An 18,166-nucleotide genomic window follows, 5' to 3' on the forward strand; every position below is an offset into this window, starting at 1 on the left:
ACAAGGAGAAAAGATATGCTCAAATATGTAAAACTAATAAGTATTAGTTTAGTAATATCGTCTTGTATTATGGGAATTAATTATTTAGTTAGCTACCTTTGGTCAGGGCATATACCTTCTTTGACGTGGAGAACATATTTGATGTTTGTGTTTATATGTATGATGAGTTTTGGTTCAATACAAAAAGAAGGAAAAGAGGATTATTGACAATAGTCTTCTTCGCCTTTCTTTCATTAACACAAATGGTTGTAACTGTTTTTGGAAATGCAGGTATGATTTTTAATATCATCTCACTATCGTTACAACTTGTAAGTTCGGATGTAATTGTACCACATGAAATGCTTTCTAAAACATACCAAACAATCAGTGAATTATTTCCTGCAACATATGTAGCAAATGGCTATTATACAATAATATTTGGAGGAGTTAGTTTAGAGAGAAATATTATTTCATTATTAGTTATTGTATTGGTTACACAATCAGTAGCAGTGATGATTTTAGCTATAAAAGGAATGGCAAAGGGAAGAGGAAGCTCTGTAGTTAAAGTTGTATAAAAGTAAAAAGGTATCCTTCGTGGGATACCTTTTACTTTTGTTACTTTGCAACTTCTGTCCACTTGTAGTTAAATTCACCACCGAAGTCAGTTGTTACAAGTCCTTTAATGAAAGAGCGTTGTAAGTAAGAACGACCTTGTTGGTATAAAGGAGCGACAGCGCCGTCTTGTAATAGAATTTTTTCAGCTTGCTTCATTGCTTCAAAGCGTGCTTTTTCATCGCCAGCTAAATCTGTTTTCACTTTATGAATTAGCTCATCGTACTCTTTGTTAGAGTATTTATCGAAGTTATAAGCACTATCTGTTGTAAATAGATCTAAGAATGTAATTGGATCAGCGAAGTCAGGGCCCCAGCCGTCAATACCAATTTCATAGTCACCACTTAATAGTAGTTTTAGCTGTTGTTTACGTGGTTGTGGTTTTAAGTTCACTGTTAATCCGTCTAAGTTCTTTTCTAATTCACCTTTTAAATATTCACCAGTCTTTTTAGCTAAAGCATTGTCACTTGTTAATAGTTCGATTGTTACTTTGTCAGTACCAAGTTCTTGTTTTGCTTTTTTCCAGTTTTCTTTCGCTGTTTTCACATCATCCTTGACTAGATTTCCATTTTCTTTACGGAAGTCGTTGCCTTCTGGGCTCTTTGCGAATTTCGCAGGAACCATTCCTTCAGCTGGAACAGCGCCGTTATTTAAAATTGTTTCTACGTAAGCTTTTTTATTCATTGCGCCGTTAATAGCAAGGCGTGCATGTTGATTTTTTAATGTTTCATTTTTTTGATTTAATCGTAAGAATTGAATGCCGACTTCAGCGCGTTCCTTGAAGTTTGGATCGCTCTTATATTTATCAACAAACTCTGCAGTTAAAGCAACACGATCAATTTGTCCTGAATCATATAAGTTCACTTCTGTAGACTTATCTTTAACGACATTGAAGTTGATTTCTTCTAATTTTACCGTTTTAGCATCCCAATAGTTAGGGTTTTTCTTCAATTGGAAGCTTTGTTCATGTTTCCAGTTCTCTAATGTGAAAGCACCGTTGTAAATTAAATGATTTGTTTCCAAACCATATTTATCACCTTGAGATTTTAAGTACTCTTCATTAATTGGTAAGAATGTTGAGAATGTCGTTAAGCTTAAGAAGTAGGGAACAGGACGGTCTAGTTGTACTTCTAACGTTTTGTCATCAACAGCTTTGACCCCTAGTTGATCAATTGGCAATTGTTTTTGGTTTATTTGTTTCGCATTCTTTATATCGAAGAATAAGAATGCGTATTCAGCTGCTGTATCAGGATTTACGGCACGTTGCCAAGCGAAGGCAAAGTCCTTTGCTGTAACAGGAGTACCGTTTGACCATTTTGAACCACGCAGATGGAATGTATATTTTGTTTTATCGGGACTAATGTCAACCGACTCAGCGACACCAGGAACCGGTTTATTATCTTCTCCCATTGCATATAACCCTTCAAAAACATTGCGCATTACGTTCATGGATTCCCCATCCGTTGCTTTTGCAACATCCATTGTTGGAATTTCTGAAGCGAATGATAAGTTAATTGCCTGTTTATCAGGTGCTTTATCGTTTGCTTTCGCTCCGCTTGCATTATCCTTATTTCCCCCGCAAGCAGTTAGTAATAGACTTGCCCCTAAAACAGATGCAACAACAGGTATAACTTTTTTCTTCATTGTTCGTTCCTCCCTAAATGTGTTGTTCGTAACGTCATAATGTCCATGTCTTGAAGTAGCTATAGAAGGAGATAAAACCTATTATAAATATTTGTTTATAGGTAATCAGGTGTTCTATATGTATATACATGTTGATCTATAATCTATCGTTATATGTTTCAACGTAGTAGACATTATATTTTGATGGTGAAATATTTCGTTTCTTTGATTATTTAGAATATTAACACTGGAAAGAACTATATGTCAATAATAAAAATAGATTGTTAATTTCTTAGAATAATATATTGAAAAAGCGGATTCTCATGTGTGAGAGAACCTATTTTTAATATATTTTGCTAAAAAAACAATTGGTGTGGGCTAATAATAAGTGGGGATGAAGAAACCCCCACTTATTAAAGTTTCACTTTATTTTTCAATTTTTGCCCACTTGAAGTTTAATTGCCCTGCAAAGTCTACTTGCACAATTCCTTTCACATAAGAACGTTCTAAATAAGATTCGCCTTTTTGGTAAAGAGGAGCGATAACAGAGTCTTTAAATAATATTTTCTCGGATGCTAGTAATGCTTCCCAGCGAGCTTTTTCATCACCAGCTAAAGTTGTTTTCACTTTTGCTATTGTTTCATCGAATTCCTTATTAGAGTAATGATCTAAGTTATAAGGGTTATTCGTTGTAAATAGCTCAAGGAATGTAATTGGATCCGCAAAGTCAGGGCTCCAGCCATCAATTCCGATTTCGTAGTCACCTTTTAATAAAAGCGAAACTTGTTGCTTACGCGGTTGCGGTTTTATATTTACTGTTAATCCATCTAGATTCTTTTCTAGTTGTCCTTTTAAGAATTCACCAGTTTTCTTATCAAGGTCAGCATCACTCGTTAATAATTCTAATGTTATCTTTTCAGAACCAAGCTCTTGTTTAGCTTTTTTCCATAACTCTTGTGCAGATTTTGTATCAACTTTTGTTAAATCGCCATTTGCAGTACGGAAGTCTTTTCCTTCAGGTCCTTTTGCAAAGTTTTTTGGAACGAGACCAAATGTTGGTGTAGATCCATCATTTAATAACGTATTTACAAAGGATTTTCTATCAATTGTTTGATCAATTGCTTGGCGTGCAGAAACGTTTTGAAGCACTTTGTTTTGTTGATTCATACGTAAAAATTGTACGCCTACGTTTGGACGTTCTTTAAAGTTAGCATCCTTTTTATATTTATCGACGAAGTCAGATGTTAGTTTTATACGATCTAATTGTTTTGACTCGAATAAATTTACTTCTGTTGATTTTTCTTTTACGACGTTAAAATTGATTTCTTCTAGTTTGACAGTATCTTTATCCCAATAGGTAGGGTTTTTCTTGAATTTAAAGCTTTGTTCGTGCTTCCAATCGCTTAGTGTAAAAGCTCCGTTGTACAAGATTGTATTATCTTCTAAAGCGTACTTATCACCTTGTGCTTTAAAGAATTCCTCGTTAATTGGTAGAAATGTTGGGAACGCTGTTAAGCTAATAAAATACGGAACAGGACGCTCCAATTCTACCTCAAACGTATGGTCATCAACTGCTTTTACACCAAGTTGGTCGGCTGGAAGTTCTTTGTTGTTAATTTTTGTTGCGTTTTTAATATCAAAGAATAGAAATGCATATTCAGAGGCTGTTGCTGGATCTACGGCTCTTTGCCAAGCGAACACAAAATCTTTAGCTGTAACAGGAGTGCCGTTTGACCATTTTGAATCTCGCAAATGGAATGTGTATTTCGTTTTATCGCCACTTACTTCATGAGATTTTGCAACACCAGGAACAGGTTTGTTACCTTCACCAAGATTATACAAACCTTCAAATACGTTTCTCATTACTTGACCAGAATCAGTATCTGTAGCACGAGCCGTATCCATTGTTCGTATTTCAGTAGGTGAAGATAAGTTTAAAACCTGTTTACTAGGTGCCTCGTCTTTTGCATTTGCTCCGCTTGCTTCGTTTTTATAACTACCGCAACCAGTTAATAAAATACTTACTCCTACAACTGATGCAATACCGGGTACAAACTTCTTTTTCATTTGATTTTCCTCCTAAATAATTAAGTTTGGATGATGATGAGGGAAATGAAAAATAAAAAATCCCTCTTTTCATATTGAGAAAGAGGGATTTTTACGTACAAGTTATGCACCCGTATATAAACGAAGTCCCTCATTCTATCTTTCAAGCATAAAGCTTGCAGGAAGTGGCACAGTATTCAAAATGAACCTGTTGCCGAGGTTTCAAAGGGCCAGTCCCTCCACCTCTCTTGATACAATGAGTAAACGAATGAATTTTATTGATTTTTGTGTTTCTTTGATAATTCAAAATCTTACACCTTGAATAATGAAGTGTCAACTAAATGAAATATAGTTTAAATTTTCAGTTTTCTTAAATAAAAAAACCACTGCATAGGGCAGTGGTTTTTCTACTAGAAATTAAAGTTATCTGGATCTGGACCAACGCGACGATCTTCATTTAAAGCTTGAATTGCTTTCATATCATCAGCACTTAATTCAAAGTCGAAGATGTTTGCATTTTCAATAATGCGATGTTCTTTAATTGATTTGGGAATTGTTACAACTTCGTTTTGTAAATCCCAGCGTAAAATAATTTGCGCAGTTGATTTATTATATTTTGTCGCAATTTCTTGTAACGTTGGATTATCTAGTAGTTGTCCTTGCATTAATGGTGACCAAGCTTCAAGCTGAATATTATGTTCTTTACAGAATGCATGTAACTCTTCTTGTGCTAAACGTGGGTGGTATTCCACTTGGTTGACCATTGGCTTAATTTCAGCAATTTCAAATACGTCTTGTAAGTGGTGAATGTGGAAATTACTCACACCGATAGCGCGAACACGGCCATCTTTATAAAGTTTTTCTAATGCTTTCCATGATTCGGTATATTTCCCTTTTACAGGCCAATGTACTAAATATAAATCTAAATATTCTAGACCTAATTTCTCTAATGTAGTTTCAAATGCTTGAAGTGTTGTTTCATATCCTTGATCGCTATTCCATACTTTTGAGGTAATAAATAATTCTTCGCGTGAAACACCGGATTCACGAATCGCTTGTCCAACGCCTTCTTCATTTTGATAGATTGCTGCAGTATCGATGCTGCGGTAGCCATTTTTAATTGCTGCTTTTACAGAATCAATTACTTCTGAACCATCTTCTACTTTAAAAACACCTAAACCAAACCAAGGCATTTTTACACCGTTATGTAATGTTGTATAGTCTTTTAAACTTGTTAAAATCATATTATTTCCCCCTAGCTTTTTTGTTTGTTGCTTCTACTGCTTTTTGAATTGCCTCTGAAAAATTATATTCGTATAAAGTTTTGAGACCCTCAGCTGTGGAACCACCTGGCGTTGTTACTTGTTCGCGGAGGTTAGCTGGATTTTGCATTTGTTCGAGCATAGAAGCAGAGCCAGAAATCATTTGAATGACAAGATGTTTTGCGGTTTCTTCATCGACTCCATAACTTTTTGTTGTTTCAATTAAGCTTTCAGCAAAGTAATAAAGGAAGGCTGGTGCACTTCCAGTAACTGCAGTAAGCTGATGAACTTCTTCCTCAGTACAAAGTTGCGAAGTACCAATACCTTTTAAAAGCAGTTGCAGGGTTTCTTGATGCATCTCATTTACTGATTGTCCCATTGTATATAAGGAGATAGATTTTCCAATTTCAGCAGCTGTATTAGGCATAATCCAAGCAACAGGCGTGCCCTTTGGGAGTCTAGCTTCTAAATAAGATGGTCCAATGCCAGCTGCGACTGTTACGACTAGTTGATTTGATATTAACGGAGATAGCTCAGCTAATAACTCTTCATGAGCAGAAGGTGGCATTGCTAAAACAACCGTATCAACAGATGTAACATGCTGTTTCCAATCTGTTGCAGTAGACACATTATATCGATGTTGTAACTGTTTTAGCTTTTCTACGTTGCTTCGATTAGAGACGATAATTTCTTCGATGTACTCTTTGCTTGTTTTAAGTAATCCGGAAAATATAGCTTCTGCCATACGACCGGCACCAATAAATAAAATTCGATGTTTAGTTAGCATATTCTTTATTCCTTTCTAGTGGAAATATGTTATAAAAAACGATACCATTTTTAAGAGAATTTTGTAAAAAGAAAAGACTTCCCGTAGGTGGAATGGATAATGAAAATCAGGAAATTCATGGTAAATGTAAGGGCTATTCCTTATACTGATGATAGGGAATTTATTATACATCTGGGGAGAGATGATCATGATTAGAAGTCCGCTATTTTTAGTTGTTTCTAGTATCATTTGCGTATTGGTTGGATTTTATATTCAATCGAGTTATATTGAAATTTTTGCATCGGTTATGGGGATTATTAATGTTTGGTTATTAGCGAGGGAAAAGGTATCTAATTTTTTGTTTGGCATGATTACGGTTGCGGTATTTCTGTATATTTTCATTACACAAGGTTTATATGCAATGGCAGTATTAGCAGCCTTTCAATTTATATTTAATATATATGGTTGGTATCATTGGATTGCACGTAGTGGGGGGGAAGAGGTAAAAGCAACAGTTCGTTTAAATATAAAAGGATGGACGATTTATATAATCTTCATGTTATTTGCTTGGGTTGGTTGGGGCTATTATCAAATCCGTTATTTAGAATCAACAAGTCCATATTTAGACGCTTTAAATGCTGTACTAGGATTAGTAGCTCAATTTATGTTAAGTCGAAAAATTTTAGAGAACTGGTATTTATGGATTTTGTATAACGTGATTAGCATTGTGATTTATATTTCCACAGGTTTATACGTCATGCTAATATTAACTGTTATTAATCTCTTTATATGTGTAGCTGGTTTGCTAGAGTGGAAGAGCAATTATAGGGGGCAAGAACATACAAATAATTATATCTAGAAAATAATTAGAATTGAAAAACCCCTGAAGCATATATGCTTCAGGGGTTTACTAATAGAATATAAGATTATGCTTTTGTCATACCAAGTAATACAGCGCCGCCGATAATTAAAACACTACCTAGTGCAATAAAGATCAATTGACGTTTTGTTTTCTTTTCACCTAAGAATACAATCGCACCGAATGTTGAGATAACGATTCCAGTTTGAGATAATGGGAAGCTTGTTGCTACTCCAACACGTGGTAATGAAAGAAGTAAGAATAAGTTTCCAGTTCCCCATAGTAAACCAGACAAAGCATTACGGATTGCATATTTGTTAAACGGTTTATGTTTAGACGTCAGTACAACCGCGCCAACAAACATACCAACTGCTTGTGGTAAAATAGCAGACCAACCATCAATATTATACCAACGAATAATAATTACATATACAAGATAGCCGAAAGTAGAAACAATTAAAGTAAGAAGTCCTTTTTTCAATTGTCCAGGTGGCTGAGCATTTTCTTTATCATCTAATGATGTGAATACAACACCAACTACAATTAATAGGATTGCAATCGTTCCCAGAATGATCGTTGTAGTAGTAGTCCACTCACGGAAAGCGATAACCCCAAAGATAGAAGTTGCAACAAGTTGCATACCAGTAGAAATCGTTACAGTAGTTGAAACACCTAGTTTTTCAACTGTTTTTAATTGGTTTACTTGTCCTAAAGCCCAGAATAAACCTGAAATAAAACCAACAATTAAGATTGTCATTGTTAAAGCTGGTTGAGTAAATACATACATAATTGTTGCGAAGAATAGAGCACCGATTGTCATACCTACCGTTTGGCTATATGCACCACCGCCCATTTTTACGCTTACTAATAAGATGTTTCCCCATGCAATTGCAGGAAGAAGCGCTAATAAAATGTCCATTACAAGACTCCCTTCGGTTTGCTATACCAATATAGTTACATATCGTTCTAACGATCGGTAATGCCCCACTAATAGAGTAGAAGATTACCGATCGCTAAAACAGGATGAAGAATTCACAATATAAATGCGTTTTCATTTCTTCATTTTTTGAAACACCTCCATATAATAACAGGAAATTGCCTATTTTAGAAAGTGAATTCAAATAAAATGTATATTTAAATAAGAGGTAAAATTCAGTTATTTACCATTGGTATATTTTATTTCCTAAGAAATAAAGAAGCAGCTTCGACAAAAGCTGCTTTAAGAGTTAGTGATTCTTTTATTAATAAGTTGAATACATAGTAGAAATACGAGTGACATACCGATAGTAATAACTACAAGTGTCCAGGCGAGTTGCATATTACTTGCATCAATAGCCATGTAAATTGCAGTTGGGATTGTCTGTGTTTTACCAGGAATGTTCCCGGCAAACATGAGTGTAGCACCAAACTCACCGAGCGCGCGGACAAAGCTCAAAATCATCCCGCTTAGTAAGGCAGGAAATGCGAGTGGAAGTGTAACGTGCAGAAAAACTTGATATTCACTTGCGCCAAGGTCACGAGCACTTTCTTCAATTTGTACATTTGCGATAGAAAATCCCGTTTTCGCTGATTGGTACATAAGCGGAAATGCAACAACTGTAGAAGCGATAATCGCAGCAGTAGATGTGAACATAATAGACTGCTGAAATAATGATTCAACCCACTTTCCGATCGGGCTGTTGTTTCCAAAGATGATAATGAGAAAGAAGCCGATAACAGTTGGTGGAAGTACCATTGGTAATAAAAATATGGTTTCTAATAGTACTTTATATCGCCATGAGGAGCGAGCTAGTGCTCGCCCGACAATTGTCCCTAAAATTGTAACGAGAATAGTGGCGCACGCAGCTACTCTTAAAGATAGAAAGACAGGCGATAAAATAGCATCAATGCTCATAGTAATTACGACAGAACTGTAAATCCATATTTCTTAAAGATAGATTGTGCATCTTTTGACTGCAAATACTCATAAAATGAAGTCGCCTCTTTCTTATGTTTAGATTCCTTTATAACACCTAAAGGATAGTGGATTGGCTCATGAGAAGTAGCTGCTGCTGTCTCACCAATCTTTACTTTATTCGAAATGAGAGCATCTGTTTTGTATACGATGCCAGCATCGACATTCCCTGTTTCTACATATGTTAACACTTGGCGAACATCTTTTGTAAATACGACTTTATTTTGAACATCATTCCAAAGGTTTTCGTGTGTTAGAGAAGCCTTTGCATATTTGCCAGCAGGTACAGATTCAGGTGTACCAAGTGCAATTTTTTTGATTTTCTCATCTTTTAAATCTTGAAATTTTGTAAGTGAACTATCTTTAGGGATGACTAGAACTAGTTCATTTCCAAGAAGATTTTTCCCTTCTTTTTCACTAATAAATCCTTTTTTTACAAGGGTTTGGAATTTATCTTCTGCTGCAGAGAAGAATAAATCAGCAGGTGCACCTTGTTCAATTTGTTGTTGAAGTGCTCCAGAAGCACCGAAGTTAAAAGAAAGTTTGATATTTGGCTCTTTTTCTTTATATTGTTTTTCGATTTCTTTTAATGCATCTTGTAAGCTTGCAGCAGCTGAGATAGTCAGTTCAACTGTTTTATCCTCTTTAGCAGCTGACTTTGTATGCTTTTCCCCACTTGTACAAGCAGCACTAAATATAAGAAGGAAAGAAAGTATAAGTGCCCCGATGGAACGTAATGTAAATTTATTCATAAAAAAATCCCCTTTCGTTTTGATACATCTAATTATAACTAATTATATCTAAATATAACTAGTTATAATTGAATGTAATTTGAACATATATCTATTTTTAAAAAATAGGAGAAATATTCTTTTCTTTGTTACAATGAAAGGAGAAAGTGAGGAATCGTCTATGGATCATCATTCCTACACAACGGAAGAAGTAGCAAAGCGATTAAAAGTATCAAAATTAACTGTATACGACTTAATTAAAAAAGGAGAACTTCCTTCTTATAGAGTTGGTAGACAGATGCGCATTGATGCAACAGATTTAGATCAATATATAAAACAAATGAAAACAGGAAAGGTACAAGTTACTCCTGTAAAAAACGATGGTAGTAGTATCTTGAACACGTGTATTATTAGTGGTCAAGAACTAACGTTAGATATGTTAGCTAAACGTATAGAAAATCGTTTGCCAAGTTCTAATGTTTTAAGGGCGTATCAAGGTAGCTTAACGAGTTTAGTGAAAATGTATCAAGGAGAAGGAAGTATCGTTAGTTTGCATTTGTTTGATGGTGAAACTGGTACATATAATGTTCCTTACGTAAAACGTATTTTAGTTGGACAACCATGTACTATGATTAATTTATTAGCAAGGAACGTTGGGTTTTATGTGCAAAAGGGAAATCCTAAAAATATAAAAACATGGGCCGATTTATCTCAATCATCTATACGATTTGTAAATCGAGAAAAAGGTTCTGGTATTAGGGTGTTAGTCGATGAACAATTGCGCATTCAAAAGTTAAATAAAGAACGTATTAGTGGATATGAATGGGAAGAATCGAATCATCTTGGTGTTGCCACGCAAGTTGCAAATGGAAAAGCTGATGTAGGAGTAGGTTCAGAAAAGTTTTCGCAAATTGTAAATGTGGACTTTATTCCAATCATGAAAGAACAGTATGATTTAGTAATTTTGAAGAATAAAGAAAATGAAGAGTTGATTGAAGTTGTGAAAGACATTCTGCAATCGGAAGAATTTCATAATGAATTAAATGCGATTGGCGGATATGATATTACGAAAACAGGTCAAATTGTATATGAAACAAACTAAAAAGCTGCTTGTCTATAAGACGAGCAGCTTTTTCTATATATAAAGGGGGTTGGGGAAACAAAGTGTTAAACAAGACCTTGAGCAAGTGTATAAATGAAAGCCGTAAGAAGAGTGGCTCCACTTGCAAGTCCGATAAAGTCTGATTTGTTGAAAGTAATGTTGTTCATTATAAACTCTCCTTATTTGTTTAATGTAGTTGCAACAGCTTTTGCATCGACAAGTGCGGATAGCACCATGCTCATTGTATTTAAAAATTTATTTGATTTCATATTGTTCATCATGCGTATCCGCTCCTTTTCGAATTGTTGTTGCCCTGCTTATGTCTTAATTATAGGAAATATGGCTACTTGCAACTATCGAATTAGCTTACGAAAGACTTACACTTTTGTAAGAAAAAAAGACATTCATGTAAGAATGTCTTTCACAGCATATTGATATGATGATGGTCTTCAATTGTTTTTAAAAAACTACGCATTGAATTCGTCATATAGCTATCTTTACGGCGTATGAAAACCGTTGAAATACTGCCGTATTTTTCAGGGATTGCATGACAATGTACCTTACCTGCTTTAGAAAGATGATGGACAGCAGACTGTGGTACGAGTGTAATTCCGAGGCCGAGTGCAACGCTGTTTAATATTGTCTCTAATATATTGAATTCCATAATTCTTTTTGGTAGCAAACCTTCATCTTTAAGCCAACGTTCTAGTTTGGAGCGGTATCCACATCCTTGGTTAAAAACGAGTAGAGGAGTTGTTGTAAATTCTTCTATATGAAAGGCTTTATTTTGTGTTATAAGCATTAATTTCTCTGTACTAACATCGTATTGTTCGATTAGTGGATGTTTAATAGGACCTGATATAAAGGCGCCATCCAATTGATGATCAAGTACTTCTCTAATTAATTCTTCTGTTAGACCCGCTTGTAATGATAAATCGACATTTGGATAGCTTTTATAGTAAGAAGATAAAATGGTAGGCAGTGTACTTACTGTTTCGACTGTACCGATTTTCAATATACCGGAGGGTGTTTCGCTATCTAAAAATACTTGTTTTAGTTCGTCGACATCTTGCAAAATTTTACTAACATAAACGAGCATTTTTCTTCCTTCAGCTGTTAAAGTCATTCCTCGTTTATGGCGGTAAAAGAGTGGGGTTTTTAATTCGTTTTCTAGTTGTTTAATACGTGTAGTTACATTTGATTGTACATAATTTAATTCCTTTGCTGCGCTACTTACACTACCCTGATCGGCAACGCTTTTAAAGATTTGTAAGTCTCGTAATTCCATTTTGTAATCCCCCTTGATGTTAACTATCATTATAAATGATAGTTAACATCATTTTGAATCATTTTACGTGATATATTTTTTCTTTTACAATTCTCTTTGTGCAAATAGAAAGAAACGGGGGATTGCGGTGAGAAGAGGTCAAATGATAATAGGGGCTGTAGCGTGTTTAATTGCGAGTATGTCATGGGGAGCGATGTTTCCAGTTGCTGATCATGCGCTAGAATACATAGATCCATTTTATTTTTCGCTTATTCGCTATGGAGCAGTGGCGATAATGCTGATTGTATTGTTGTTAGTGAAAGAAGGAAAACAGGCATTTCGTTTAGAGGGAAGAGGAAAGTTACTCGTCTTTTTTGGAACGATGGCATTTACAGTATATAATGTCCTCATATTTTTAGGGCAAATGTTGATGGGTAAGTCGGGTGTAATGGTAGCTTCCATTATGGAAGCACTTATGCCGATGATTTCTATTTGTATTTTATGGGGATATAAGCATATAAAACCGAAGAAGTATATGATAACGAGTATGGTTATTGCTTTTGTAGGAGCTGTGTTTGTTATTACAAAAGGTGACATGAGTTTCTTTGTAACATTGAAAGATAATATGTTCCCATTAGCATTTATATTTATTGGTGTTATAGGCTGGGTTATTTATACGATGGGTGGTCAAACGTGTAGTGATTGGTCAACATTACGTTATTCTACGTTGACGTGTGTATTCGGTACGACTGTTACAGGAATTATAACGGTAATTATTACGTGGCTTGGATATGTTTCAGTTCCTAGTATAGGAACGATTTCTATTGTAAAATATGATTTGTTATTTATGATGACATTGCCAGGTATTGTAGCGCTACTTGCTTGGAACTACGGTGTGAAAATTTTATCATCCATTAATGGGATTTTATTTATTAATTTTGTACCAATTACGACTTTAGCTATTATGATGATGCAAGGGTATCAAATCACAATGTTTGATATTATAGGGACTGTACTTGTTATTGCAGCACTTATTCGCAATAACGTTTGCCAGAGAAAAGAAGAAAATATAAATAATAGAGTTTTACAAGAAGAACAATTACGTCAAGCTGTTTAATAGGCAAATGGAGGATTTCACATGTTAGAAAGTTTATTGTTTTTCTTCGCCGTCGGAGTTGCCTGTGAGCTTGCAGCAATTAATCGAAATGGTCGTAAAAAGATAAAACAACAAGCTGAGCTGATACAGCTTTTAAAAGAGTTGAAAGAAAGAAAAAATTAAAAAGACGACCGGGCATAGACGGTCGTCTTTTTCTATATAAAGGGGAAAGGGGACACAAAGTTATACAAGCGTAGCAGCGTAAATAAAAGCAGTAAGAAGAAGAGAGCCGCTAGCTAATCCTAAAAAGTCTAATTTGTTAAAAGTGATGTTATTCATAATACATTCTCCTTACTTGTTTAATGTAGAAGAAACAGCTTTTGCATCGAAAAGAGCCGATAATACCATGCCCATTGTATGTAAGAAATTGTTCGTTTTCATTTTGTTCATCATATTAATCGACTCCTTTTCGAATAATTGTTGCCCTGTTTCTGACTTAATTGTATGAAATATAGTAAGAAGTAACTATCGAATTAGCTTACAAGAAAATTACACTTTTGTAAGAATTGAAATTTAACAATTCATACTTATTTTTATTACCAACTCCTAAAACTTAGTGTTATAATTGTTGTAAGAATATGATTATACTTCGGATGTTTAGAAAGGAACGAAATAAATGTATAAACCAATTACATTTTTGTTGAAATATATATTTAAAACAGCTGGGAAAGTAGAAGTGCAAGGAAGAGAAAAGCTACCAGAAGGTGGTCCGTATGTTGTTGCGTGTACACATACAAGTTTTATGGATGTATTAATGTTAGCTACAGGGATGTACCCAACTCAAATTCATTACATGGCAAAAAAAGAATTATTTGAAGGGAAATTCAAAAATTGGTTCTTTAAAAATGTAAATGCATTCCCTGTAGATCGCGCGAATCCGGGACCGAGTACACTTAAAATTCCATCACGTTTATTAAAAGAAGGAAAGGTAGTAGGGATTTTTCCGAGTGGAACGAGATCAGCGGAAGATGTTTCATTAAAAGCGGGTGCTGTGACAATTGCGATGCGTTCTAATGTACCTTTAGTGCCGGCAGCTTATGTTGGTCCATCAAGTGTAAAAGAATTAATAAAGGGGAAAAAGGCAAAATTGATTTTTGGAGATCCGATTCAAATTGAGGCTGGAGAACAAATAGATCGAAAAACCGCTATGAAAATGATGACAGATCAATTAAATGAGAAGTTTGAGGAGTTAAAAGAAGCTTTGCAATCAAATCAAAAATAAGAAAAGACGACCGGGCATAGACGGTCGTCTTTTCTATTACTATTTATAATAAAGGGGAAAGGGGACACAAAGTTATACAAGCGTAGCGGCGTAAATAAAAGCAGTAAGAAGAAGCGAGCCACTAGCTAGTCCTAAAAAATCTAATTTGTTAAAAGTGATGTTATTCATAATATATTCTCCTTACTTGTTTAATGTAGAAGCAACAGCTTTTGCGTCGATAAGAGCGGAAAATACCATGCCCATTGTATGCAAGAAATTGTTCGTTTTCATTTTGTTCATCATATTAATCCGCTCCTTTTCGAATAGTTGTTACCTTGTTTCTGACTTAATTGTATGAAATGTTGCGGAAAGTCACTATCGAATTAGCTTACAGAAAAATTACACTTTTGTAAGAGAAACAAATGAAGGTGTAATGATAAGAAGATTTTACATATGTTCATGAGATTCATTAACTTAAAGATAGAGGTGAGTGCATGGCTAATATTAAAGATATCGCAAAGATGGCGGGAGTTTCAGTTACGACTGTTTCGAGAGTGTTGAATGATCACCCATATGTAAGTGAAGAAAAAAGGAAAGCGGTTATAGAGATAGTTGAGAAATTGAATTACTCGCAAAACGCAAATGCTGTTCATTTATCAAAAGGAAAGACGAATATTGTTGGTGTGATTTTACCGTATATTAATCATCCGTGTTTTGATGCGATGGTGAGCGGAATGATGGAGATTGCGTTAACTCATAATTACAGAGTGTTACTTTGCCAAACGAATTATAATAAAAAAGAAGAAATGAAAAGTTTACATATGTTAAAAACAAAACAATTGGATGGTCTTATTATTTGTTCACGTGCAAATGATTGGGAAACGATAGAACCGTATGCTTCTTACGGCACAATAATTGCTTGTGAAGATAATGATATTTCAAACATCTCAAGTGTATATACGAATCATTCAGCGGCCTTTCAATTAGGAATGGATTATTTGATTGAGAAAGGTTATAAAAAAATTGGCTATTGTACAGGAAGAAAATTAGGGCCGAGTAGTCAAAAGCGTTTTGATGTTTATAAACAGCAATTGCAATCTATAGATGAAGAGGTTAACGAAGAATGGATTTTTACAGAATGTTTTACACTAGAAGATGGTGTAAAAGTGGCTCATAAGTTAAAAGAGATGCAGGATCTTCCTGGAGCATTAATAGTAGCAGGTGATGAAGTTGCGATTGGGGTTATGACAGAGGTTGAAAAATTAGGGATTCAAGTTCCTGAGGATTTAGCGATTATTGGCTTTGATAATCAACCTATCTCGCAAGTGTTACAATTGACAACTATTGATCAAAATTTAAAGGAGATAGGGAAAACTGCTTTTGAAATGTTGCATAGAAAAGTGAATGACGAGAGTTCTAAACAAGAAAAGCTGGAAATTCCATACGAACTTGTGGAACGCTCTACAGTTTAATCTTAATCCGTTATGTGTATAATCGCATAACGGATTATTTTTTTGAAATATCTTTGACAGGAAACGCGTTTCATACTTTATAAAGGAGTTAAACCGGTCTGTAATATCCATGGATTCTTTTCAAGTGTTAAAGCAGTGAATAGAATTTGGAGGAATATGCATGAATGAACTTTTATCGAGTATGAAAAAGTATGTAGAAGATGATGAAAAGATTTTGGTTTTTGTGGTAGGGATCTTTGAGAAGGATAATTTCATGTTATGTTATCAACATGGAATTTTTGTTGCCACTACTAGACGCCTCCTGTTTTACGGGAAATTTCCTTACTATCCTTCAACATTTAAAGAGTACTCATATTTGCATATAGATAGCATAGATTTTCATCCGTACTTTGAGTTTACTTGTAATCATGAAACCATTCGCGCTAAGTATATTCAGAAAGGGAATGTGGAGCAATTTGTCCGTGCAGTTAGAGCAAATATGAATAATTAATCAACCCTCTGTTTAAACATAATATTTCAATTTTTAAGAGGGAAAATGCGGAATAAAAACCACTTCTAAACCTCTAGGAGATAGTGATACAATGTCAAATGGGGGGAGGGTATGAACTATGGTTAATCAACGTATAAAGGAAATAACACTAATTACAATTGGTTCATTATTATTCGCAATTGGTATTAATTACTTTGCAATTCCAAACCGTTTATCGGAAGGTGGAATTATTGGTTTAACGGTTGTTACGTACTACTTATTTGATTGGTCACCAGGGATTGTGAATTTTGCTATAAATGCAATTTTACTAGCTATTGGTTATAAATTTTTTGATAAGAAAACAATGATTTATACAATTTTAGGGATTGTAGAAACATCTTTGTTTTTATACGTTACAGAACATATTGAGTATCATGTAAATAGTGATACATTATTAGCAGCTTTATTTGCTGGTTTATTTGTGGGTATTGGATTAGGCTGTATGTTCAAAGCCGGAGGTACATCGGGAGGGTCAGCAATCTTAGCTCGGTTAGCAAATCAATATTTAGGTTGGAGCGTAGGTAAAGGCGTACTAATTATTGATATTGTTGTAATTGCTGGTTCTGTATTTATAATAGGGCAAGAAAAGGCAATGTATACACTTGTAGCTGTGTTCATCGGAGCGAAGGTGATTGATTTCATTGTAGAAGGAATGGATACAAAAACGGCTGTTACGATTATTTCGAATCAACCAGATTTAATTCGTGAAGCTATTACGAAAAATATGACACGCGGTGTTACTGTATTAGAAGGGCGCGGCGGATATACTGGTAAAAATAAAGAAGTTTTATATGTTGTTATTAATAAACAAGAGCTTGTTAAGTTAAAACAAGTTATTAGCCGGGTAGATGAAGATGCTTTCGTTGTTATACATGATGTACGTGATGTACTTGGCGGTGGCTTTAAAGCAAGCTAAAAGGTGAACGAGTAAATTCGTTCACCTTTTTTAATTCTTACAAAAATGTAAGTGTAATGTAATGAGATTCAATAGTAGATTTTATTCCCCCTTTTTAAAATGGATGTATATATATCCTGCAGAGGAGGAATGTTTATTATGAAGAAAAAAATGATCACTACTATAATAGCGATGATAGTGATAGTAGTAATGTTACTGCCTACGAAACTTGGACCGGTTATCGATAAATATAATCCATTTTATAAGACGAAAGAATACTATACGGTTGTGAATACAATTGGTCAGCATATTGGTGATGAGTGGTATGAATATGAATTTATTGCATTCGATGAACGTGGTAGAGAGCAGAAAATAAAGAAAACGGTTAAGCATATGTTAAAGAGAGATGAAGCATTAAAGGTTTTTGCAAAAGGACGTTACGGTGAATCGATTGAAGAGATTGAGGTTGCAAATATTCCTATAAATGCGAAGAGTAAACTTTTAACGATGAGATAGTGAAATATACCCCCAGCTATTTTTTGTCGAAAATAAAAATACTAGGTAAGGGTATTTTAGGGGTTAGCAAAAAAGCCTTAGTCCATATGAAGTGACCCCCGAAAGTTAGACAGGTCGTTTCATTAGGCAGCCTCTAGGGTATGAGCCCGGTATTGTACTGGGCTCATACCCTTTAATTTTGCCTTAATTCTTTTAT

General features: G+C 34.7%; 23 protein-coding genes and 1 riboswitch. Of the genes, 11 read left to right on the forward strand and 12 right to left on the reverse strand.

Annotation, left to right across the window (positions count from 1 at the left end):
* Nucleotides 1-15 precede the first annotated feature (15 nt).
* Nucleotides 16-207 carry a hypothetical protein gene (locus ACS2CR_RS23535; protein WP_053514340.1) on the forward strand — a complete coding sequence of 64 codons (192 nt, stop codon included), beginning with the start codon at nt 16-18 and terminating at the stop codon, nt 205-207.
* Complete coding sequence (locus tag ACS2CR_RS23540; RefSeq protein WP_053514339.1) at nt 204-554, forward strand: hypothetical protein; 351 nt, start codon at nt 204-206, stop codon at nt 552-554. The genes ACS2CR_RS23535 and ACS2CR_RS23540 overlap by 4 nt, the downstream gene beginning before the upstream one ends.
* 40 nt (nt 555-594) lie before the next feature.
* Here the strand turns inward: ACS2CR_RS23540 and ACS2CR_RS23545 are convergent, their stop codons facing one another.
* The 4 genes from ACS2CR_RS23545 to proC all read right to left on the reverse strand — a co-directional run bounded on the left by ACS2CR_RS23545 (nt 595) and on the right by proC (nt 6,309).
* Nucleotides 595-2,235, reverse strand: a complete 1,641-nt coding sequence (locus ACS2CR_RS23545) for a peptide ABC transporter substrate-binding protein (protein WP_053514338.1) — start codon at nt 2,233-2,235, stop codon at nt 595-597.
* A 405-nt stretch (nt 2,236-2,640) separates the two neighbouring features.
* On the reverse strand, nt 2,641-4,281 hold the full coding sequence (locus ACS2CR_RS23550) for a peptide ABC transporter substrate-binding protein (RefSeq protein ID WP_000726474.1): 1,641 nt from the start codon (nt 4,279-4,281) through the stop codon (nt 2,641-2,643).
* Between the two features lie 132 nt (nt 4,282-4,413).
* A riboswitch (SAM riboswitch) is annotated at nt 4,414-4,518 on the reverse strand.
* A gap of 152 nt (nt 4,519-4,670) precedes the next feature.
* Nucleotides 4,671-5,504 (reverse strand): aldo/keto reductase, encoded by an 834-nt coding sequence (locus tag ACS2CR_RS23555; RefSeq protein ID WP_000604196.1) that lies wholly within the window; start codon nt 5,502-5,504, stop codon nt 4,671-4,673.
* A 1-nt stretch (nt 5,505) separates the two neighbouring features.
* Complete coding sequence (proC, locus tag ACS2CR_RS23560; RefSeq protein ID WP_065702683.1) at nt 5,506-6,309, reverse strand: pyrroline-5-carboxylate reductase; 804 nt, start codon at nt 6,307-6,309, stop codon at nt 5,506-5,508.
* Between the two features lie 187 nt (nt 6,310-6,496).
* Between proC and pnuC the strand changes: the two genes are divergently transcribed.
* A complete protein-coding gene (gene pnuC / locus ACS2CR_RS23565) occupies nt 6,497-7,147 on the forward strand; it encodes a nicotinamide riboside transporter PnuC (protein WP_153602670.1) in 651 nt (216 codons plus the stop codon).
* 67 nt (nt 7,148-7,214) lie between these two features.
* Here the strand turns inward: pnuC and ACS2CR_RS23570 are convergent, their stop codons facing one another.
* The 3 genes from ACS2CR_RS23570 to modA form a co-directional block, all read right to left on the reverse strand.
* Entirely contained in the window at nt 7,215-8,066 is an 852-nt protein-coding gene (locus ACS2CR_RS23570; protein WP_000353544.1) for a GRP family sugar transporter, read from the reverse strand.
* 300 nt (nt 8,067-8,366) lie between these two features.
* Complete coding sequence (gene modB / locus ACS2CR_RS23575; protein WP_000020526.1) at nt 8,367-9,041, reverse strand: molybdate ABC transporter permease subunit; 675 nt, start codon at nt 9,039-9,041, stop codon at nt 8,367-8,369.
* Nucleotides 9,042-9,046: 5 nt separating this feature from the next.
* Nucleotides 9,047-9,853 (reverse strand): molybdate ABC transporter substrate-binding protein, encoded by an 807-nt coding sequence (modA, locus tag ACS2CR_RS23580; protein ID WP_053514334.1) that lies wholly within the window; start codon nt 9,851-9,853, stop codon nt 9,047-9,049.
* 133 nt (nt 9,854-9,986) lie between these two features.
* Here modA and ACS2CR_RS23585 point away from each other — a divergent pair, with 133 nt between their 5' ends.
* Nucleotides 9,987-10,934, forward strand: a complete 948-nt coding sequence (locus tag ACS2CR_RS23585; RefSeq protein ID WP_074642522.1) for a substrate-binding domain-containing protein — start codon at nt 9,987-9,989, stop codon at nt 10,932-10,934.
* 65 nt (nt 10,935-10,999) lie between these two features.
* Here ACS2CR_RS23585 and ACS2CR_RS23590 read toward each other — a convergent pair whose 3' ends face one another.
* Both ACS2CR_RS23590 and ACS2CR_RS23595 read right to left on the reverse strand, forming a co-directional pair.
* Nucleotides 11,000-11,101, reverse strand: coding sequence for a DUF3948 family protein (locus ACS2CR_RS23590; RefSeq protein ID WP_001060018.1), 102 nt, complete (start codon nt 11,099-11,101; stop codon nt 11,000-11,002).
* 254 nt (nt 11,102-11,355) lie between these two features.
* Complete coding sequence (locus tag ACS2CR_RS23595; protein ID WP_000423040.1) at nt 11,356-12,222, reverse strand: LysR family transcriptional regulator; 867 nt, start codon at nt 12,220-12,222, stop codon at nt 11,356-11,358.
* Nucleotides 12,223-12,349: 127 nt separating this feature from the next.
* On the opposite strand from ACS2CR_RS23595, the gene ACS2CR_RS23600 reads away from it, so the two are divergent.
* Both ACS2CR_RS23600 and ACS2CR_RS23605 read left to right on the forward strand, forming a co-directional pair.
* Complete coding sequence (locus tag ACS2CR_RS23600; RefSeq protein WP_053514333.1) at nt 12,350-13,318, forward strand: DMT family transporter; 969 nt, start codon at nt 12,350-12,352, stop codon at nt 13,316-13,318.
* Nucleotides 13,319-13,339: 21 nt separating this feature from the next.
* Nucleotides 13,340-13,480, forward strand: coding sequence for a YrzO family protein (locus tag ACS2CR_RS23605; protein WP_000894065.1), 141 nt, complete (start codon nt 13,340-13,342; stop codon nt 13,478-13,480).
* Between the two features lie 60 nt (nt 13,481-13,540).
* Here the strand turns inward: ACS2CR_RS23605 and ACS2CR_RS23610 are convergent, their stop codons facing one another.
* A complete protein-coding gene (locus ACS2CR_RS23610) occupies nt 13,541-13,636 on the reverse strand; it encodes a DUF3948 family protein (RefSeq protein ID WP_001060007.1) in 96 nt (31 codons plus the stop codon).
* 337 nt (nt 13,637-13,973) lie between these two features.
* On the opposite strand from ACS2CR_RS23610, the gene ACS2CR_RS23615 reads away from it, so the two are divergent.
* Entirely contained in the window at nt 13,974-14,579 is a 606-nt protein-coding gene (locus ACS2CR_RS23615) for a lysophospholipid acyltransferase family protein (RefSeq protein WP_000277777.1), read from the forward strand.
* A 72-nt stretch (nt 14,580-14,651) separates the two neighbouring features.
* Here ACS2CR_RS23615 and ACS2CR_RS23620 read toward each other — a convergent pair whose 3' ends face one another.
* Nucleotides 14,652-14,747 (reverse strand): DUF3948 family protein, encoded by a 96-nt coding sequence (locus tag ACS2CR_RS23620; protein ID WP_001060007.1) that lies wholly within the window; start codon nt 14,745-14,747, stop codon nt 14,652-14,654.
* 305 nt (nt 14,748-15,052) lie between these two features.
* Here ACS2CR_RS23620 and ACS2CR_RS23625 point away from each other — a divergent pair, with 305 nt between their 5' ends.
* The 4 genes from ACS2CR_RS23625 to ACS2CR_RS23640 all read left to right on the forward strand — a co-directional run bounded on the left by ACS2CR_RS23625 (nt 15,053) and on the right by ACS2CR_RS23640 (nt 17,970).
* Nucleotides 15,053-16,030 carry a LacI family DNA-binding transcriptional regulator gene (locus tag ACS2CR_RS23625; protein ID WP_001273899.1) on the forward strand — a complete coding sequence of 326 codons (978 nt, stop codon included), beginning with the start codon at nt 15,053-15,055 and terminating at the stop codon, nt 16,028-16,030.
* A gap of 160 nt (nt 16,031-16,190) precedes the next feature.
* Complete coding sequence (locus ACS2CR_RS23630; RefSeq protein WP_053514331.1) at nt 16,191-16,520, forward strand: PH domain-containing protein; 330 nt, start codon at nt 16,191-16,193, stop codon at nt 16,518-16,520.
* Between the two features lie 118 nt (nt 16,521-16,638).
* Nucleotides 16,639-17,475, forward strand: a complete 837-nt coding sequence (locus ACS2CR_RS23635) for a YitT family protein (RefSeq protein ID WP_000248040.1) — start codon at nt 16,639-16,641, stop codon at nt 17,473-17,475.
* 138 nt (nt 17,476-17,613) lie between these two features.
* Nucleotides 17,614-17,970, forward strand: a complete 357-nt coding sequence (locus ACS2CR_RS23640; RefSeq protein ID WP_000728422.1) for a YxeA family protein — start codon at nt 17,614-17,616, stop codon at nt 17,968-17,970.
* A gap of 122 nt (nt 17,971-18,092) precedes the next feature.
* On the opposite strand, the gene ACS2CR_RS23645 is transcribed toward ACS2CR_RS23640, so the two are convergent.
* A partial coding sequence (locus tag ACS2CR_RS23645) for an integrase core domain-containing protein (RefSeq protein ID WP_228161212.1) occupies nt 18,093-18,166 on the reverse strand: 74 nt, incomplete at its 5' end.

Source organism: Bacillus cereus group sp. BceL291 (assembly GCF_051776705.1).
In the GTDB taxonomy this organism is placed as follows: domain Bacteria; phylum Bacillota; class Bacilli; order Bacillales; family Bacillaceae_G; genus Bacillus_A; species Bacillus_A cereus.

Bases quoted from the DNA above. Each gene is read 5' to 3' on its own strand.
- ACS2CR_RS23635 (WP_000248040.1), top strand. From the start codon at position 16,639: ATGGTTAATCAACGTATAAAGGAAATAACACTAATTACAATTGGTTCA.
- ACS2CR_RS23590 (WP_001060018.1), bottom strand. From the start codon at position 11,101: ATGAACAACATTACTTTCAACAAATCAGACTTTATCGGACTTGCAAGT.
- ACS2CR_RS23615 (WP_000277777.1), top strand. From the start codon at position 13,974: ATGTATAAACCAATTACATTTTTGTTGAAATATATATTTAAAACAGCT.
- ACS2CR_RS23625 (WP_001273899.1), top strand. From the start codon at position 15,053: ATGGCTAATATTAAAGATATCGCAAAGATGGCGGGAGTTTCAGTTACG.
- pnuC (WP_153602670.1), top strand. From the start codon at position 6,497: ATGATTAGAAGTCCGCTATTTTTAGTTGTTTCTAGTATCATTTGCGTA.
- ACS2CR_RS23640 (WP_000728422.1), top strand. From the start codon at position 17,614: ATGAAGAAAAAAATGATCACTACTATAATAGCGATGATAGTGATAGTA.
- ACS2CR_RS23545 (WP_053514338.1), bottom strand. From the start codon at position 2,235: ATGAAGAAAAAAGTTATACCTGTTGTTGCATCTGTTTTAGGGGCAAGT.
- ACS2CR_RS23610 (WP_001060007.1), bottom strand. From the start codon at position 13,636: ATGAATAACATCACTTTTAACAAATTAGACTTTTTAGGATTAGCTAGC.
- ACS2CR_RS23630 (WP_053514331.1), top strand. From the start codon at position 16,191: ATGAATGAACTTTTATCGAGTATGAAAAAGTATGTAGAAGATGATGAA.
- ACS2CR_RS23570 (WP_000353544.1), bottom strand. From the start codon at position 8,066: ATGGACATTTTATTAGCGCTTCTTCCTGCAATTGCATGGGGAAACATC.
- ACS2CR_RS23555 (WP_000604196.1), bottom strand. From the start codon at position 5,504: ATGATTTTAACAAGTTTAAAAGACTATACAACATTACATAACGGTGTA.
- proC (WP_065702683.1), bottom strand. From the start codon at position 6,309: ATGCTAACTAAACATCGAATTTTATTTATTGGTGCCGGTCGTATGGCA.
- modB (WP_000020526.1), bottom strand. From the start codon at position 9,041: ATGAGCATTGATGCTATTTTATCGCCTGTCTTTCTATCTTTAAGAGTA.
- ACS2CR_RS23550 (WP_000726474.1), bottom strand. From the start codon at position 4,281: ATGAAAAAGAAGTTTGTACCCGGTATTGCATCAGTTGTAGGAGTAAGT.
- ACS2CR_RS23535 (WP_053514340.1), top strand. From the start codon at position 16: ATGCTCAAATATGTAAAACTAATAAGTATTAGTTTAGTAATATCGTCT.
- ACS2CR_RS23595 (WP_000423040.1), bottom strand. From the start codon at position 12,222: ATGGAATTACGAGACTTACAAATCTTTAAAAGCGTTGCCGATCAGGGT.
- ACS2CR_RS23620 (WP_001060007.1), bottom strand. From the start codon at position 14,747: ATGAATAACATCACTTTTAACAAATTAGATTTTTTAGGACTAGCTAGT.
- modA (WP_053514334.1), bottom strand. From the start codon at position 9,853: ATGAATAAATTTACATTACGTTCCATCGGGGCACTTATACTTTCTTTC.
- ACS2CR_RS23585 (WP_074642522.1), top strand. From the start codon at position 9,987: ATGAAAGGAGAAAGTGAGGAATCGTCTATGGATCATCATTCCTACACA.
- ACS2CR_RS23605 (WP_000894065.1), top strand. From the start codon at position 13,340: ATGTTAGAAAGTTTATTGTTTTTCTTCGCCGTCGGAGTTGCCTGTGAG.